We start from the raw sequence: 17,100 nt of genomic DNA, 5'->3' as shown, positions 1-17,100 counted from the left end.
GACAAACATTACCCGCTTAATCTGCACTAATTGCTAAAATAGCATCCATCCTTGAATTTTCCTTGCGATCAAATGCTATAAAAGGTGTAATTACCGACAAATTCGAAATTAATGAGTAATGCTGAGACATGTTAAAGATCTATAATTCGCTCACACGACAAAAAGAACTATTTACACCCATCCATCCTGGCAAAGTCGGTATGTACGTCTGTGGCGTTACGATCTACGATTTATGTCACATTGGACACGGTCGTACATTTGTCTCTTTCGATGTGGTGTCGCGTTATTTGCGTTACTCAGGTTACGATCTTACCTTCGTACGTAACATTACTGATATCGACGATAAAATCATTAAACGTGCAGCTGAAAATGGCGAAAGCTGTGAATCATTAACTGAGCGTTTAATTGGTGAAATGCACGCTGACTTCGATGCTTTAGGCATGAAACGTCCAGATGTAGAACCTCGTGCGACTCAGTTTATTGCAGAAATTATCGCACTTTGTGAGCGTTTAATTGAGCGTGGTTTTGCGTATGTTGCCTCTAATGGCGATGTGATGTTTGAAGTGAGCAAGTATGACGATTATGGTCGTCTTTCTAAGCAAGATCTTGAGCAACTACAAGCGGGTGCCCGTGTTGATATCGACATGGCAAAACGCAGCCCACTTGATTTTGTGTTGTGGAAAATGTCTAAGCCAGGTGAACCAACATGGGAATCACCGTGGGGCCCTGGTCGCCCTGGTTGGCACATTGAATGTTCAGCGATGAACTCATCTATTCTTGGTGATCACTTTGATATTCATGGCGGTGGCTCTGATCTACAATTCCCTCACCATGAGAATGAAATTGCACAATCATGCTGTGCTCACGATGGTCAATATGTGAATACATGGATGCACAGTGGCATGGTAATGGTTGATCGCGAGAAGATGTCGAAGTCATTAGGTAACTTCTTCACTATTCGTGATGTATTAAACCATTATGATCCTGAAACAGTACGTTATTTCTTAATGTCTGGTCATTACCGTAGCCAGCTAAACTACAGCGAAGATAATTTAAAACAAGCACGTTCTGCATTAGAGCGTCTATACACTTCACTACGTGGTTTGGATACCTCTGTTGAAGCGGCTGGTGGTGAAGAGTTTGTTGCTCGCTTTAAAGAGGCAATGGATGACGATTTCAACACACCTGAAGCATATTCAGTACTGTTTGATATGGCGCGTGAAATTAACCGTTTGAAAACTGATGATGTTGCTACTGCATCGACATTAGCTGCACGTATGCGCGAGTTGGCAGATATTTTAGGTCTATTATCTCAAGATCCTGAAGTGTTTTTGCAAGGTGGTGCTGGTGAAGATGATGTTGCTGAAATTGAAGCTTTGATTCAACAGCGTCTGGATGCTCGAGCAGCAAAAGATTGGGCTGCAGCAGATGAAGCGCGTGATAAGTTGTTAGCGATGGGCATTATTCTAGAAGATGGTGCACAAGGTACAACTTGGCGTCGTAAGTAATCTCTATAAGTCGATAGTGATTAATATAAAGCCGAGGCACTTGCCTCGGTTTTTTTATATACGGTTATTATTTTGCTGACCATCAAGGTTGATATTATTAATCCAATGTTTTTTTTGAATATATAACGTTATTCTACTTTGGAATCAAAATCACTATTCGAGAATAAAATGCGCAATTTTAACGATTAATATTGCTACATACGTATTCGATCGCAATTTTGTCATAAATAATCCGTATCATGCATTTCGAATGAAGATATTAATGTTCGATAATGAACAGTGAATGTTAAAGGAATAATGATGAAGAAAGTGATGTTAGCGACGATGATCAGTTGTGCAGTATTATCAACAAATGTTATTGCGCAGCCAAATACCGATAAAATTGTTATTGCCCATCGCGGCGCATCAGGGTATTTACCTGAACATACATTACCTGCAAAAGCACTTGCTTATGGTATGAAACCTGATTACATCGAGCAGGATGTAGTAATGACGAAAGACGATCAGTTAGTCGTTCTTCATGATCATTATCTTGACAGAGTCACTAATGTTGCTGCTCTATTTCCACATCGAGCTCGTAGTGATGGTCGCTATTACGCGATTGATTTTACGCTTGCAGAAATAAAACAATTGAGTGTAACAGAAGGGTTCAATATTAAAGAGGGTAAGCAAGTCCAAGGTTTCTCAGAACGTTTCCCTATTTGGAAATCTCATTTTACAGTGCCAACGTTCCAAGAAGAAATTGAAATGATCCAAGGGCTAAATAAAACGTTAGGTTATGATATTGGTCTCTATCCAGAAATTAAAGCGCCGTGGTTTCATCGCCATGAAGGTAAAGACATTAGTAAAGCGGTCTTAACAGTATTAAAGCAATATGGTTATACTGATAAAAACAGTAATATTTATCTACAAACATTTGATTTTAATGAATTGAAGCGTATTAATGATCAATTAATGCCAGCCATGGGAATGGATTTAAAGTTAGTGCAGCTAATGGCTGAAACAGACTGGAATGAAACCATGGTTTACGATAAATCAGGTCAAGCCCATCCTTATAATTATGATTGGATGTTTAAGCCAGACGGCATGAAAGTGTTATCTCAATATGCTGACGGTATTGGGCCATGGAAACCGATGATCGTTAAAGACAGTTCAACGTTAGGCCATATAAAACTAACCGACATGGTAACCAATGCCCATGCTAATGGTATGGTTGTCCACCCTTATACCTTCCGTGCAGATAAAGATCGTATTCCAGCTTATGTTAAAGATTACAATGGCATGTTAGAGGTGTTTTATAATCAAGCCGGTGTTGATGGCGTCTTTACCGATTTTCCAGATAAAGCCGTTAACTTTTTACAACACCAAACTCAATCACACTAATTGCTAGATTATGGCTTAACGCTACATGCTTGTTACATAAAGCCCGTATATTTATAGCGACGGGCTTTTATTGACGTTATAGCGTTTCAGGCAATTTTGTTCCGCATTTCTTACAGTATTCCGCATCCATTTCGTGCCCGCTGGTGGCACAGTTAGAACAACGAATAAGCCCGCGATGGGTTTTTATTTCTTGGTTTAGCTCTGCTGTAATAATACCTGTTGGCACCGCCAGTATTGAATAACCCAACAGCATTGTTAATGATGCGAGTGCTTTCCCCATCACCGTATGAGGCACAATATCGCCATAACCGACAGTAGTAATAGTAACGATAGCCCAATAGATACTTTTAGGAATGCTGGTAAAACCATTGTTTGGGCCTTCAATAATAAACATTAAAGAGCCAAACACCGTTACTAGAATTAACACTGAACTAAAAAAAACAAAGATTTTACGCTGAGCGTGACGAAGGGATCGCAATAAGATATTGGAATCTCGAAGGAATCTCGCTAGTTTTAGCACTCGGAAAATACGTAAAACACGAATTAAACGAATGATTAATAAATAATTCGAGCCTGGAACTAAAAATGCAATATAGGCAGGAAGAATTGCCATTAAATCGATAACGCCATAAAAACTGCGCGCATATGCTAAAGGTCGAGGAGAGCAATATAAACGTACAATATATTCGATGGTAAATAGAATCGTAAATCCCCATTCAGCATTAACAAGTAAATGCGAATATTGTGATTCAATGCTGGCAACCGATGAGATAATTAAGATTATTTCAGAGCTGATAATCGCAACAATTAACGCAATATCAAACCATTGTCCGAAGCGAGTCGAGGTGCCGAAAATAACTTGATATAGACGTTGTCTGAAGGTTAGTTTTGTCATAGTTCAATAGTATTTATTAACAAGTAAAACGCAGCATTTTCTTTTGAAAGCTACGTTACGCCATTAACTGGCTGTGATAGTTTCAAGTATATCAAAACCCTGGATTTACTTACGTTTTTATTGAATATTAAAAAAGCCTCAACAAAATGTTGAGGCTTAGTATTTGCGATAAAATAAATCGCGGCCTTAACTCAAACCGGGTAGCATGACTCGCAAACCATTAATGATAAATTCAATTCCAAGTGCTGCAAGTATCAAACCCATAATACGGGTGATCACGTTAATTCCTGTTTGGCCTAAAAAACGCACAATATAAGGCGCTGAACGGAATAATAACCAACAGCAAAAAGCAAATACGATAATAGTAATTGCAATGCCCATTGTTGAAGCTACGCCAGGGTAACGCGATCCGTACACAATGGTTGAACTAATTGCGCCAGGACCTGCCATTAATGGCATCGCTAACGGAACAACGCCAACTTGCTCACGGCTCACTGACTCTGACTTTTCTTCTTTATTTTGTTTAACCTCGCCAATTTTACCACTCATCATTGAAAATGCGATGCTAAGCAATAGCAAACCGCCAGCAACACGGAATGAGTCTATCGAAATACTAAATAGATCCAGTAAATGTTGCCCTGCTATTAATGCGACAACCAAAATAATAACAACCGCAATATTGGTTGTTAACGCGGTTTTTTTACGTTCATCTGGGGTCATTGAGCCTGTTAATGAAACGAAAACAGGCATGATACCGACCGGGTTTACCGTCGCAATAAGCCCAACGAAAAAATGCAAAAATATAGCAATATCAAAAGCTTGCATAGGTTTACCTGTCAGTTAGCAAAATTTATGGTGGTATAGTAAAACGAAAAAGCCATTTAAACCGTTATCGTGATAATAAAAATCACCTTGTTTGAGGCAATTTTGCAATGCATAAGAGTGTATTACCAGATTCAATAAACGATAACTGGCAGATGTGTATAAATATCGTTGTCACGAGATTTTAATCTAAGTGGGCTATTTCAGCCACCAATAAAAGCTGATTTTCGCTCTTTAAGGCGTCGATAATTTTATAGTAAATAGATTATGTAAAGTGAATTTTTGTGTATTACGCTTAGAGGGAAAATAATGTGCTAGGTAATATGCAACAAATATTGAGCGGTTAGCGTAATAAATCGTGATTTCTGTCACAACTGGATGTGATAGGGGCTAGTAAATGTATTTTTATTACGTAATATTTCGTCTTGTGAAATAAATGATTTTAGTACATATTAGATAAATCAACGATGAGACTCATAAAAATGCATGTAAAAGCATGAAAAATACACAGCTTTTGGCAAATTAGTGGTTTTGTTAGCATTCTGATACTGTAGTGATCTAAATCAATTTCTTTTACAGTGTGAAAAATTATAATCAAATTTGAAAGCAATTTACTAAGTGTGTGTAGTGCAGTAAGTGTTAACGAGTTTTAACGCTTAAATGTGAAAGGATTCCAGCATGTTCTTACTAAATAATTTTTAATCTTAAAGCTAGGAGTTTATGTATGCCTGTAACAAATATGGCTGAACTAGATGCAATGGTTGCACGTGTTAAAGCGGCTCAAAAAGAATTCGCTACTTTTTCTCAAGAGAAAGTAGATGCGATCTTCCGTGCAGCGTCTCTTGCTGCAAATAACGCACGTATTCCTCTAGCACAGCAAGCTGTTGCTGAATCTGGTATGGGTATTGTTGAAGATAAGGTTATCAAAAACCACTTCGCATCAGAATTTATCTACAACAAATACAAAGACGAAAAAACTTGCGGTATCTTAGAAGAGAACGAAGAGTTCGGTACTATGACTATCGCAGAGCCTGTGGGTATTATCTGTGGTATCGTTCCAACAACGAACCCAACATCTACAGCGATCTTTAAATCACTTATTTCTCTTAAAACACGTAACGCGATTATCTTCTCGCCACACCCACGTGCTAAAAATTCAACGAATGCAGCAGCTAAGCTTGTACTTGATGCAGCAGTTGCAGCAGGTGCACCAAAAGATATCATTGGTTGGATCGACCAGCCATCTGTTGAGCTTTCAAATGCACTAATGAAGCACGATGATATCAACCTTATCCTTGCAACTGGTGGTCCAGGCATGGTTAAAGCTGCTTACTCTTCAGGTAAGCCTGCTATCGGTGTTGGTGCGGGTAACGTACCTGTTGTTATCGATGAAACGGCTGATATTAAGCGTGCAGTAGCATCTGTACTTATGTCTAAGACATTTGATAACGGTGTTGTTTGTGCTTCTGAGCAAGCAGTTATCGTGATGGACGAAGTATATGACGAAGTGAAAGCTCGTTTTGCTTCTCACAACGGTTATGTTCTTTCTAAAGATGAAGCGAATAAAGTTCGTAAAATCTTGTTGATTAACGGCAACCTAAACGCAGATATCGTTGGTCAGCCAGCAACTAAAATTGCTGAGATGGCAGGCGTTAAAGTGCCTGCTAATACTAAGATCCTTATCGGTGAAGGTGAGCAAGTTTCTTACGACGACGAGTTTGCACACGAGAAACTATCTCCTACATTAGGTATGTTCCGCGCGTCTTCATTTGAAAATGCGGTAGACCAAGCGGTAACAATGGTTGAGATTGGCGGTATCGGTCATACATCTGGCCTATACACAAACCAAGATACTAATGCTGATCGTATTAAGTACTTTGGCGATAAGCTAAAAACTGCGCGTATTCTTGTAAACATTCCAACGACTCATGGTGGTATCGGTGACCTTTACAACTTTAACGTTGCACCTTCGCTAACTCTTGGTTGTGGTTCATGGGGTGGTAACTCTATCTCTGAGAACGTAGGTCCTAAGCACCTTATCAACAAGAAGACAGTAGCGAAGCGAGCTGAAAATATGTTGTGGCATAAACTACCTAAATCAATTTACTTCCGTCGTGGTAGCCTTCCAATCGCACTTAGCGACCTAGAAGGTAAGAAGCGTGCGTTCTTAGTAACAGACCGTTTCCTATTCAATAACGGTTACGCAGATGAAATCGTATCTTTGCTTAAAGCACAAGGTATCGAAGTTCAAACATTCTTTGATGTAGAAGCGGATCCAACACTGTCTGTTGTTGAGAAAGGCGCTGAAGCAATGAAGAGCTTCCAACCTGATGTAATTATCGCACTAGGCGGTGGTTCACCAATGGATGCTGCGAAGATTATGTGGGTTATGTACGAGCACCCAGAAACGCATTTCGAAGAACTAGCAATGCGCTTTATGGACATTCGTAAGCGTATCTACAAGTTCCCTAAAATGGGTAAGAAAGCTGAGCTAGTATGTATTACTACTACATCTGGTACAGGTTCTGAAGTAACACCATTTGCGGTTGTAACTGACGATAAAACAGGTGCTAAGTACCCATTAGCGGATTACGAGTTAACGCCTCAAATGGCTATCGTTGATGCGAACTTAGTAATGAATATGCCTAAGTCACTAACAGCATTTGGTGGTTACGATGCAGTTACTCACGCACTAGAAGCTTATGTATCTGTTCTTGCTAACGAATACTCAGATGGTCAAGCGCTTCAAGCACTAAGAATGCTAAAAGAGTACTTACCTTCAAGCTACGCGAACGGTGCTAATGACCCAATCGCACGTGAGAAAGTACACAATGCGGCAACTATCGCTGGTATCGCGTTTGCTAACGCATTCCTAGGTGTTTGTCACTCAATGGCGCACAAGCTAGGTGCTGAGTTCCACGTACCACACGGTCTTGCTAACGCATTGTTGATTTCTAACGTAGTTCGTTACAACGCAAATGATAACCCAACTAAGCAAACTGCATTTTCACAGTACGCAAGCCCACAAGCACGTCGTCGTTATGCTGAAGTTGCTGACCACTTGGGTCTATCACACGCTGGTGACCGTACTGCACAGAAGATTGAGCGTCTACTAACTTGGTTAGACGAATTGAAAGTGAATCTTCAGATTCCAATGTCAATTCAAGAAGCGGGTGTTGCTGAAGCTGATTTCTTAGCGAAAGTTGATGAGTTAGCGGTAGAAGCGTTTGATGACCAGTGTACTGGTGCAAACCCACGCTACCCTCTAATCTCTGAGCTAAAAGAAGTATTACTTGCATCTTACTACGGTAAGCCTTTCATTGAAGGTGAGGCGTTTGAAGGTACAACAGTAATCAAGAAATCAGAGCCAGTACAAATTGCTGCAAAAGGTAAAAAAGCAAAAGCTTAATATCTTTACTGATTAAAAAATAATAAAGCCCGTCTAGCAATAGACGGGCTTTTTGTTTAAATAGATTTACCCGATTCGATAAGTGATTAAAATTAACCTCGTAACCTCGTAACCTCGTAACCTCGTAACCTCGTAACCTCGTAACCTCGTAACCTCGTAACCTCGTAACCTCGTAACCTCGTAACCTAAAAAAGGCCAAGTAGTTATACTCAGCCTATTGTGACACTCATCATTTGCTATTAATGGCGTTAGACGCCAATTTCAGACTCTAGCATGCGGCCGTTAAAAGAATCGTTTCTGACGATATACTCAACATTACGTGCAATTTCATCTTGCATCGGCACGTTAACAATAGCGTGCTGATCATGATGTTTGTCTTGTAAATTAATTGGCACAATGCCACCAACTCGAATATTAAAATCTGCCAGTTCAGTAGCCCAACTTTGCGTTAAGCCACTGACAACTGTTTTGCTGGTAGTGGGTGTATGAGGATGATGATTCTCATGGCTTAAGGCTAAGTTAATAATTACACTCTGGTGGGGTTGGTTTTGCATAAATTCAGCAGCAATCTTGCCAAAAATAAAAAAACTCGCCGCACTTTTTTGCATAATATCGTTAAAGTCAGTGATAGATGTTGGTGATAATAGTTGCGGTATTTCAGTCCCAGTCCAAGTGTTTAATAAAATATTTACTGCTCCAAAGCGTTCGCGTACTTGTTGGAATAACTGCTGAATACTGGCTTCATCGTAGCATTGTATGTAAAACGCAGCTGCAGCATCATTAATCTTACAGCAAGATTCTAAGGTCTTTTGCAACTCAGGTTCATTATTATCGACCAGAGCTAATGTTGCGCCTAATGATGCAAAATGAAGGGCGACAGCTTTGCCAATAGGATTACCAGCATCGGTAATAATAGCGACTGATTGTCCGATATGCATATATTCCTAGCCTTAATATTTTAATGGTCTTGTTTATGCCTTTTAGGTATCGAAGTTATTAGGGTTATCTCTAAGGCGGTTACTGATACCCATATTAGTCAATAAAGCCGCAAACTAATAATAATAAAGAAGAAATTATGAGCAAGGTCACGAACAAATCGCGTTCTAATTCTACCTGCACAACGGTGATATTTTATCTTTGATCAACTGCAAATATTACTCTAAGCAGCCCAATTCATTTCACTTTGTCGCTTAGATTTAATTAATGCTAAATAAAGATCTTGTGGTGTCGCTTGTAGCGGCTTGGGCTCGACAGGGGGAAGTTTACGGCGCTCATGAATGGATAAATTATGAAATAAATCTTCAGGTAAACCCTTTGTTTTTTGTGGTGGGTAAGATAGAGCCGTTGGCTGTAATTGTTCAAGTAAACGAGTACTGGTTAAGCTTGCTTGGTGAAATGCTTGAGCTTGTTCAGCGGCGCGTGAATAGCACGTTGGTGTTGATGTCAGTGGCTGTGAGGCTGGAATTTCAAAATAAGCCCGTAGCTGCTGCGATGATTGTGTTTCAACTGGCGTGGTATCAACAGGAATGTTCTCATGCAGATCAGCAGATAATAACGCCAGCATTAATGCAAAATCAGCACGACGACCACCTTCAACTGCATGGTTGAGGTTAGTACCGAGTTGGATTTCATTAATAAGCTGTATATTATCAAGCGATTGAGTTTGCATGTAACGAATAACTATCGACATAAAATAAGATACTTAAGTTATCGACAAAAGTATGGATAACTTTAATGATTTATTTTAAATAATAAAAAGCCCTGAACATGTTCAGGGCTAGTATAGCTTAAGTGTTCATTGTCTTTTAAAACTCGGATTTTGCGCCAAACTGATGAGCACAATAGGCAACCCGTTCTTCAGGTGTTGGTGTCTGTGCTGTCACCCCCATTGCTTCAATATGGCGTAAGCGAGGTAATAAACCAGTACCGTTAGCGATTTGAATTGCTAATCCAGGACGAGCATTGAGCTCTAATACCATTGGGCCTTTGGTTTTATCTAACACCATATCAGTACCCATATAGCCTAAACCTGTCATTTCCCACGCACTTGATGCGAGCACTAACAATTTATTCCATTCAGGAACTTTAAGTTCACTCAATAGACGGTCAGTGTCGGGGTGACGTTCAATGGGTTGGTTAAATTGCACCGCTCGAATCGCCTTTCCTGACGCAATATCGATACCAACACCAACAGCACCTTGGTGTAAGTTTGCTTTACCGTCAGAGGCTGATGTTGAACAGCGCATCATCGCCATAACAGGGTAGCCTTTAAATACGATCACACGTACATCGGGCACACCTTCATAACTAAAACCATCAAATACATTATCAAATTGAATGAGGTTTTCGACCATCGCAACATCATTTTTACCGCCAAGCGAGAATAACCCCGCCAAAGTGTTGGTAATGTGGCGTTCAACATCTTGTTTATTAATCTCAGCACCAGAAGGCTTAACGTAAACGCCATCTTTGTGCTTCACTATAACCAAAATACCTTTACCACCAGAGCCTTGAGCAGGTTTGATAACAAACCCTGGCCAATCTTTAACCATATGATGAATATGCTTAACAGCTGCTTGGCTATCGATAACGCCGATCAAATCAGGAACTGTCGCTCCTGCTTGTTGAGCAATGAACTTCGTTTTTAATTTGTCATCTACTAAAGGATAACGACTACGGTCATTGTAACGTCCAATATAGCTATGGTTACGTTTATTCATGCCCATGATGCCACGATCACGCAGTTTTTGTGGTGAAGTAAACTGTGAAAATAATGACATAGGTTAGTCCTCAGCGAGTGGCTTAAAGCGACGTAACTCACTTAGACGATAACCGGTGTAGTTACCTAAGATTAAGATCGCTGCCAGAATAAGGAACTGCACACCAATAAAGTTAAACGTTAGATGACGAATAAGCGGTGTTGTCATTGCCAGGTAAATTAACACTGAGGTTAACAGTGAACCACCACCTTGAATAAACACTTCTTTCGCACCTTCTTCTTCCCATAGGATCGACATCCGCTCGATTGTCCATGACAAGATAATCATTGGGAAGAAGGTAATAGTTAGACCTTCAATCAGACCAATTTTAAATGCCACTACGGTGAAAATCGAAATAATCAATATAACCGTTATTATGACTGCGGATATTCGTGCCACCAGAAGTAGGTTGAGTTTCGAGAGATAACTTCGAATAATCAAACCTGTGCCGACAATCAGTAAGAAGCCGACAATACCTGTTAATAATTGTGTTTGGACAAACGCAACCGCGATCAGTACTGGCATGAAAGTACCAGAGGTTTTTAAACCGATGATCACACGTAAGAACACCACAATTAGCGCACCGATAGGAACGAGCATGATGGTTTTAAACATTGCCTGTTCTTCAAGTGGTAAGCTATGGATTGAGAAGTTCAGTAGATCTTCTGCTTTAATCTTTTCTTGGGTTGCACGTTGTGGTGTGATGTCTTGAGCAATAATTGAGAAACTGATGTTTGAGTTTCGACCACCCACAACATCAAGTAGCGCATTACCCTGCTGATTCCAAATCATCACATTTTCAGGTTTGCCTTGCTCACCCGTAGTTAGATTAAATAGCTGCCAATCTTTATGTTGTTTATCCCATACTTCAACCATAGGTGAAACACTTTGACGGCGGCGACCATCTTCAAGTGTTAAGCCACTTACAATCCGCGAGTGAATATTTTCTAGTGAAAGCAAGCTAGTAACAACATCAGCTGGCGACATGGTATCAAGCAATACTGCCGCATTTTGATTTTGTTTATCGTGTAACTCACGAATTAGCTCACGCGCTAGCGTCACATCATCGGCAGATAAATCGCGAGCATGGGTTAATAATGCTGTAGCGGCCGTTTGTTGTGGATTACTTAAACTAACTTCAGCAACGTCGCCTTTAGGTGGTACCGGCTTATATTGTGCTTGGTCATCGACTAATAATTGGGTTTTGTAATACAACACCTGTTTACCAATTGCGGTTCGTGTTGCCCAATCGGCTTGACGACCATCTTTGGTATTGTGGATCACAACAGAGTAACCAGGGGGTGATGAAGTACTTTCATCGATAAGAGTAAAGCCCTGCTGGGTTCCGGGTGCTGACATTTTGACTTGAACAGGATCGCCAATAGCGTCGAATTGTACTCGAGCTTCAACTTCCCATACTGCCCGTTCTTTACCGGGGGTCCATGGCACACCATAAACATCATGGCGATACATGCTTAATCCTATACCTGAAATAATTAACAGTGATATAAGAATATAAAAGGGTATTCTAGACGTCATGACATCCTCATCATTTATTTGTTAACTTGGACTGGTTTTGGCTCAGTCTTTCCCTGAACAAATTGTTTACCTACATCAACTAACGCAATATCTTTAAAGAATTCACGTCCAAGTAAAATAGGAAAATCCATTTTCGTTCTGTCTGCGAGAGTAAATTGTGCTTTTTCGTGTAGATTGCCCAAAGTGATCCAAGCTTCGATAACAGGTCGGCGAACGGCTTCTTCAGACGTTGACTGACGAATACGCACCCAGCGGAAAATAGGTGCTTCAATGGTTTCTGGTTTTGCTTTATTATTGGCTGCAATTTCTGCTGGTGTGTCCTCGGCAGAATCATGACTTAAATTAAAACGAACCCATTCTTTGCCGTCACGTTCAAATGTTTGTACATCGATTGCATTTAGCGATGATGTGGTCGCGCCAGTGTCGACACGTGCTTTAAAGTGGCTCTTAACTGAGTCAATCCATACCCATTCTTCTTGGCCTAAAATGGCTTTACCATTAGCCGTTTTAGAGTCAGTGGCTGGTCGCTCAACGGGAACACGAACAATTTGCTTTTCAACAATTACTTTAGGCTGAGTTAGGCTCTTATGCTTAAGAAATTTTATATCTTTTGAGATAGATGCTAATTTTCTTTCAAGTTGGCCTATATATTGTTGTTGGTTTTCAACGTGTGTAGAAACATTATTGATTTTAGTATCAATATGCGTTTCAACATGATTGATTGCTGCTAAAGTTTGTTGGTGATTTTTCTCTAGCGTTGCATTTGAGGTGCATCCTGAAAGTATCGCTAGTGCAATTACTGATACGCTAAGACGAAGCATCATATCTCCTATGTGCGTCTGTTTTTATATAATAACAACATTAGTTTACATCAAAAAAGGGATGCGAACAGCATCCCTTTTGTCAGTCGTTAGTCAGGATTCCGCCCTATGAGAATCGCACGTCGAGGCGCTGGATAACCTTCTATCGTTTTTGAGTTATCTTCTTGATTTAAATATTCTGGAAGGGAATTGTTTGTCATCCAAGCGGTTGTTCTTTGTTCATCTGTCGTTGTGATATTCTCATCAACAATACGTACATCGACAAAACCACATTTTTCCATCCACACTTTTAATGCTTTGGCTGAAGGGAAAAAATACACATTATGCATTTGTGCATAACGGTGAGTCGGAACCAATACGGTATTTTCATCACCATCAATAACTAATGTTTCTAAAATCACCTCACCACCGGCACGCAATTGGTTCTTTAGTTGCAAAATATGATCTAATGGTGAACGACGGTGATAAAGAACCCCCATACTGAATACGGTATCAAACGCTTTCAACTCAGGTAATTGCTCAATACCTAAAGGCAGTAAGTATGCACGCTCATCTTGACCCATTAAGCGCTTAATGGCTTCAAACTGAATTAAGAAGAGACTCGATGGATCAATACCGACAGTTAGCTTGGCACCTTCACCGAGCATACGCCACATATGGTAGCCATTGCCACAGCCGACATCTAATACGCTGCGGCCTTTTAATGGAGTAATGTGAGGTAATACACGATCCCATTTCCAATCAGAGCGCCACTCAGTATCGATATGAATATCGTGTATTGTGAAAGGACCTTTACGCCATGGGTGAAGTAAACGTAATAGGCTTTCTAAACGTTTCTTCTCACCATCTGCAATCGGCACTTCATTACGAACACTGACTTCATTTTTTAGATCAATAAGATCGGGTTTATCGGTTGGAAATTTTTGTAGCGCACGTACCCAACGTGCCATGTCACCATGTTCTTGTTGTTCCCAATCACTTAATTGTTTAGGTAGAGTATTTAACCATGGGCGCAACGTTTCATGTTGAGCGAGAAGTTGATAAAAAGCTGAAAAACTAAACATATTGGAACTGTAAACCTTATTTAATCGCAAACATTGAGCCAAAGTTGAAGCATTGGAACCACACTTCAGAGCTAGAGAAACCAATATCATTGAAACGCTGTTTATGGGTTTCAATGCTATCTGGGCGCATTACATTTTCAATTGCGCTGCGTTTTTGACTGATTTCTAATTCGCTATAACCATTGGCTCGTTTAAAGTCGTGATGAAGATCGATCAGCAGTTCATTGGCTCGTTCATCATCAAAAATGTATTTTTCCGATAAGATCAAAATGCCGCCTGGACGAAGGCCGGCATAGATTTTCTCTAATAATGCGAGTCGATCATCGGGAGACAGGAATTGGAGAGTAAAGTTAAGTACGACAACAGAAGCGTCTTGAATATCAACATAACGAATATCGGCTTCAATGACCTGTACTGGTGTTTCAGAACGGTAAGCATTAACTAATAATCGACACCGTTCAACCATCGCCGCTGAATTATCAATGGCGATAATTTCACAGCCTTCCTGAACAATATGACGGCGCATTGATAACGTGGCTGCGCCCAGTGAACAGCCAAGATCAAACACTTTTGAATGCGGTTTGGCAAAACGTTCAGCGAGCATACCAATAGCAGAGATAATATTGCTATAACCCGGTACCGAGCGTTGAATCATATCGGGAAAAACTTCAGCCACACGTTCATCAAACGTAAAGTCGCCGAGCTTTGCAATTGGCGTAGCAAAAATATTGTCGTGGCTTGCCATTCTCACGAACCTCATCATATATAAAGAACAGGGATCCTACGGGGACTGTGATAGCGGTTGCAGTAAAACTGTCGCCATCAGGTGATCCATCACCTTTGAAAGGTCGCGTATTGTAGAGAAAATAGCAGCATTTGTCTTTAATAATTGTTGTTCACATGGTTAACAGGAATATTTTAGAGCAGTAAGTCTGAGGATTTGTATCGTTATAGTTTAGCTGTTATTTAAAGTTAGAAGCTATGAACTAATTTGTTTAAATAACCAACGCTTAAAAGCAATATGTTGGACTTTTTCTTGTTTTGTCTCAAGACGTGTTAGCCAGTAACCACCTTTATCTAAATAAATATTAAAGGGTTGCACTATTTGATATTGGCTGATTTTTTCATGGAAAATTTGTGGTGGCGCTAATGCAATACCATATCCCTTAATGGCAGCCTCAACCATTAAGGTTGTTGAATCAAAAGTAATCGTCTGGGATGCATTAATATTTGTCTTCAAGTGGGCTTGTTTTAACCATTGTTCCCATTCGTGAACGTCATAGGATTGGAGCAGCGTATGTCCAAGTAAATCTTGAGGATGATGTAATTGGCTTGCTATTGATGGATTGCATAAAGGAGTAAAAGGGGCATTAAATAATAATTCAGCCTCAGTGCCATGCCAGTGGCCACGACCAAAGCGAATAAAGTAATCTAACCCTTCGGAAAAAGCATCTGCGATATTGTTATTGGTCGATATCCTTAATTCAATATTAGGATAATGATGATAAAAATCATTCAATCTTGGTAGGAGCCAATTCAGTGCAAATGTACCTACAACACCAATGTTAACGAGCTCTTTTGTACAATCAAATTTGAGGTTATCAAGGTTAACCGTAAGCTCTAAAAACACTTTTTCGACAACCGGATAGAGTTTTACTCCCTCTGGCGTCAGGCTAATTCCTCTCGGCATACGATTAAATAAGGTTACACCAAGTCGATTTTCAAGAGTCTTAACTTGTTGGCTTACAGCAGCTTGGGTCACAAATAATTCATTTGCAGCGTTTGTAAAGCTTTGGTGCTTAGCTGATGCATAAAAGGCGCGTAGTGAATTTAATGGAAGTTGATTTAGATTCATACTGCAATATTTAAAAGGCTTTTGGGGGCAATGTCAAAGTGAATCTAGCCATAGAGATATAAGAAAAATTAGGGGCTGTTAGTAGAAATGGTGTGTTGTGATGAATGTTATTAATTGATTAGTCTGTGCTTTCACAACGTTATTTTAGGAAATTTAATAATGAAAAGGTTATTTTTATTCGCCTTGTTCTCTTTATGTTCATTTACCGTTTTAGCTTCAGATTTAGATATCACATTACGTCAAACAGAACAGCAAATTGATGGCAAGATAGGGGTTGCTGTTTTTGATTCACAAACAAATACATCATGGAATTTCAATGGAAATAAAAGGTTTCCCATGATGAGTGCTTTTAAAACATTGGTTTGCGCTAATGTGTTATATGACGTGCAACAGCATAAGTTAAGTTTGACTAATAAAATCAAGGTAACTAAAGCTGGTCTTATTAATTGGAATCCTATTACTCAAAATTTTGTTGGCGCTGATGGTCAAAGGTTTGGTGGGCAAATGTCACTGCAAAGTGTTTGTGGGGCTGCAATGTTAATGAGTGATAATTATGCGGCGAACTTAGCATTGGTACAGGTGGGTGGTCCACAAGGAGTGACTAAGTTTTTACGAATGATTGGTGATAAAACAACGCGGCTTGATCATTTTGAACCTAAGGTAAACTATGTTGAAAAAGGAGCCCAAAATGATACGACCACGCCAATTGCTATGATGAATACCATTAAAAAGTTATTAACAGGAAATGTGTTAGATAGTGAAAATAAAGCCCAATTAAAATTTTGGATGACCAATAATATGGTATCTGATGGTTTGGCACGAGCAGTATTACCTACAGGATGGAAAATCGCAGATCGTAGTGGTGGTGGTGTTAATGGCTCACGAACTCTGACGGCAATGGTATGGAATAAACAACACAAGCCATTGTTTATTGGTATTTTCATAGATAACTCAAAGCTTAAAACATTGCCAGAATTAAACCAAGTAGTAGCGAGTATCAGTGCAAGAATTTTCAATAAATATCATATTGTTGAGCCACACTGAT

14 protein-coding genes are annotated in these 17,100 nt (G+C 39.8%); 4 read left to right on the top strand and 10 right to left on the bottom strand.

Going from position 1 to position 17,100, the window contains the following annotated elements:
- The first annotated feature begins 128 nt into the window (after nucleotides 1–128).
- Nucleotides 129–1,508 carry a cysteine--tRNA ligase gene (gene cysS, locus PMAL9190_RS03670; protein WP_087843965.1) on the top strand — a complete coding sequence of 460 codons (1,380 nt, stop codon included), beginning with the start codon at nucleotides 129–131 and terminating at the stop codon, nucleotides 1,506–1,508.
- A gap of 300 nt (nucleotides 1,509–1,808) precedes the next feature.
- Nucleotides 1,809–2,891 carry a glycerophosphodiester phosphodiesterase gene (gene glpQ, locus PMAL9190_RS03665; RefSeq protein WP_087843964.1) on the top strand — a complete coding sequence of 361 codons (1,083 nt, stop codon included), beginning with the start codon at nucleotides 1,809–1,811 and terminating at the stop codon, nucleotides 2,889–2,891.
- Between the two features lie 76 nt (nucleotides 2,892–2,967).
- On the opposite strand, the gene PMAL9190_RS03660 is transcribed toward glpQ, so the two are convergent.
- Both PMAL9190_RS03660 and PMAL9190_RS03655 read right to left on the bottom strand, forming a co-directional pair.
- Nucleotides 2,968–3,786 carry an ion transporter gene (locus tag PMAL9190_RS03660; RefSeq protein ID WP_087843963.1) on the bottom strand — a complete coding sequence of 273 codons (819 nt, stop codon included), beginning with the start codon at nucleotides 3,784–3,786 and terminating at the stop codon, nucleotides 2,968–2,970.
- A 186-nt stretch (nucleotides 3,787–3,972) separates the two neighbouring features.
- Nucleotides 3,973–4,611, bottom strand: coding sequence for a YchE family NAAT transporter (locus PMAL9190_RS03655; protein WP_087843962.1), 639 nt, complete (start codon nucleotides 4,609–4,611; stop codon nucleotides 3,973–3,975).
- Between the two features lie 721 nt (nucleotides 4,612–5,332).
- On the opposite strand from PMAL9190_RS03655, the gene adhE reads away from it, so the two are divergent.
- Nucleotides 5,333–8,017 (top strand): bifunctional acetaldehyde-CoA/alcohol dehydrogenase, encoded by a 2,685-nt coding sequence (adhE, locus tag PMAL9190_RS03650; RefSeq protein ID WP_087843961.1) that lies wholly within the window; start codon nucleotides 5,333–5,335, stop codon nucleotides 8,015–8,017.
- Nucleotides 8,018–8,265: 248 nt separating this feature from the next.
- Here adhE and PMAL9190_RS03645 read toward each other — a convergent pair whose 3' ends face one another.
- The 8 genes from PMAL9190_RS03645 to PMAL9190_RS03610 form a co-directional block, all read right to left on the bottom strand.
- The gene (locus PMAL9190_RS03645) at nucleotides 8,266–8,955 is read right to left on the bottom strand and encodes an SDR family oxidoreductase (RefSeq protein ID WP_087843960.1); all 690 of its coding nucleotides are present in this window, start codon (nucleotides 8,953–8,955) and stop codon (nucleotides 8,266–8,268) included.
- A gap of 221 nt (nucleotides 8,956–9,176) precedes the next feature.
- Entirely contained in the window at nucleotides 9,177–9,707 is a 531-nt protein-coding gene (locus tag PMAL9190_RS03640; RefSeq protein ID WP_235004272.1) for a VC2046/SO_2500 family protein, read from the bottom strand.
- Nucleotides 9,708–9,822: 115 nt separating this feature from the next.
- The gene (locus tag PMAL9190_RS03635; protein ID WP_087843958.1) at nucleotides 9,823–10,797 is read right to left on the bottom strand and encodes an alpha-L-glutamate ligase-like protein; all 975 of its coding nucleotides are present in this window, start codon (nucleotides 10,795–10,797) and stop codon (nucleotides 9,823–9,825) included.
- A gap of 3 nt (nucleotides 10,798–10,800) precedes the next feature.
- On the bottom strand, nucleotides 10,801–12,315 hold the full coding sequence (locus tag PMAL9190_RS03630) for an inactive transglutaminase family protein (protein ID WP_087843957.1): 1,515 nt from the start codon (nucleotides 12,313–12,315) through the stop codon (nucleotides 10,801–10,803).
- A 14-nt stretch (nucleotides 12,316–12,329) separates the two neighbouring features.
- Nucleotides 12,330–13,136 (bottom strand): ATP-dependent zinc protease family protein, encoded by an 807-nt coding sequence (locus PMAL9190_RS03625; RefSeq protein ID WP_087843956.1) that lies wholly within the window; start codon nucleotides 13,134–13,136, stop codon nucleotides 12,330–12,332.
- Between the two features lie 89 nt (nucleotides 13,137–13,225).
- Nucleotides 13,226–14,200, bottom strand: a complete 975-nt coding sequence (cmoB, locus tag PMAL9190_RS03620) for a tRNA 5-methoxyuridine(34)/uridine 5-oxyacetic acid(34) synthase CmoB (protein WP_087843955.1) — start codon at nucleotides 14,198–14,200, stop codon at nucleotides 13,226–13,228.
- A 16-nt stretch (nucleotides 14,201–14,216) separates the two neighbouring features.
- Nucleotides 14,217–14,945, bottom strand: coding sequence for a carboxy-S-adenosyl-L-methionine synthase CmoA (gene cmoA / locus PMAL9190_RS03615; RefSeq protein ID WP_087843954.1), 729 nt, complete (start codon nucleotides 14,943–14,945; stop codon nucleotides 14,217–14,219).
- Nucleotides 14,946–15,179: 234 nt separating this feature from the next.
- Nucleotides 15,180–16,055 (bottom strand): LysR family transcriptional regulator, encoded by an 876-nt coding sequence (locus PMAL9190_RS03610; RefSeq protein WP_087843953.1) that lies wholly within the window; start codon nucleotides 16,053–16,055, stop codon nucleotides 15,180–15,182.
- A 159-nt stretch (nucleotides 16,056–16,214) separates the two neighbouring features.
- Here PMAL9190_RS03610 and bla point away from each other — a divergent pair, with 159 nt between their 5' ends.
- Nucleotides 16,215–17,099, top strand: coding sequence for a class A beta-lactamase (bla, locus tag PMAL9190_RS03605; protein WP_087843952.1), 885 nt, complete (start codon nucleotides 16,215–16,217; stop codon nucleotides 17,097–17,099).
- Nucleotide 17,100: the final 1 nt, after the last annotated feature.

Source organism: Photobacterium malacitanum (assembly GCF_900185615.1).
GTDB lineage: Bacteria > Pseudomonadota > Gammaproteobacteria > Enterobacterales > Vibrionaceae > Photobacterium > Photobacterium malacitanum.
Note: the sequence above shows the minus strand (reverse complement) of the source record. Positions and strands in the feature narration are given on the sequence as shown.

Coding starts and splice junctions, on each gene's coding strand:
- adhE (WP_087843961.1), top strand. CDS start 5,333: ATGCCTGTAACAAATATGGCTGAACTAGATGCAATGGTTGCACGTGTT.
- PMAL9190_RS03610 (WP_087843953.1), bottom strand. CDS start 16,055: ATGAATCTAAATCAACTTCCATTAAATTCACTACGCGCCTTTTATGCA.
- PMAL9190_RS03635 (WP_087843958.1), bottom strand. CDS start 10,797: ATGTCATTATTTTCACAGTTTACTTCACCACAAAAACTGCGTGATCGT.
- glpQ (WP_087843964.1), top strand. CDS start 1,809: ATGAAGAAAGTGATGTTAGCGACGATGATCAGTTGTGCAGTATTATCA.
- cmoA (WP_087843954.1), bottom strand. CDS start 14,945: ATGGCAAGCCACGACAATATTTTTGCTACGCCAATTGCAAAGCTCGGC.
- PMAL9190_RS03630 (WP_087843957.1), bottom strand. CDS start 12,315: ATGACGTCTAGAATACCCTTTTATATTCTTATATCACTGTTAATTATT.
- PMAL9190_RS03640 (WP_235004272.1), bottom strand. CDS start 9,707: ATGTCGATAGTTATTCGTTACATGCAAACTCAATCGCTTGATAATATA.
- PMAL9190_RS03625 (WP_087843956.1), bottom strand. CDS start 13,136: ATGCTTCGTCTTAGCGTATCAGTAATTGCACTAGCGATACTTTCAGGA.
- PMAL9190_RS03655 (WP_087843962.1), bottom strand. CDS start 4,611: ATGCAAGCTTTTGATATTGCTATATTTTTGCATTTTTTCGTTGGGCTT.
- PMAL9190_RS03660 (WP_087843963.1), bottom strand. CDS start 3,786: ATGACAAAACTAACCTTCAGACAACGTCTATATCAAGTTATTTTCGGC.
- PMAL9190_RS03645 (WP_087843960.1), bottom strand. CDS start 8,955: ATGCATATCGGACAATCAGTCGCTATTATTACCGATGCTGGTAATCCT.
- bla (WP_087843952.1), top strand. CDS start 16,215: ATGAAAAGGTTATTTTTATTCGCCTTGTTCTCTTTATGTTCATTTACC.
- cmoB (WP_087843955.1), bottom strand. CDS start 14,200: ATGTTTAGTTTTTCAGCTTTTTATCAACTTCTCGCTCAACATGAAACG.
- cysS (WP_087843965.1), top strand. CDS start 129: ATGTTAAAGATCTATAATTCGCTCACACGACAAAAAGAACTATTTACA.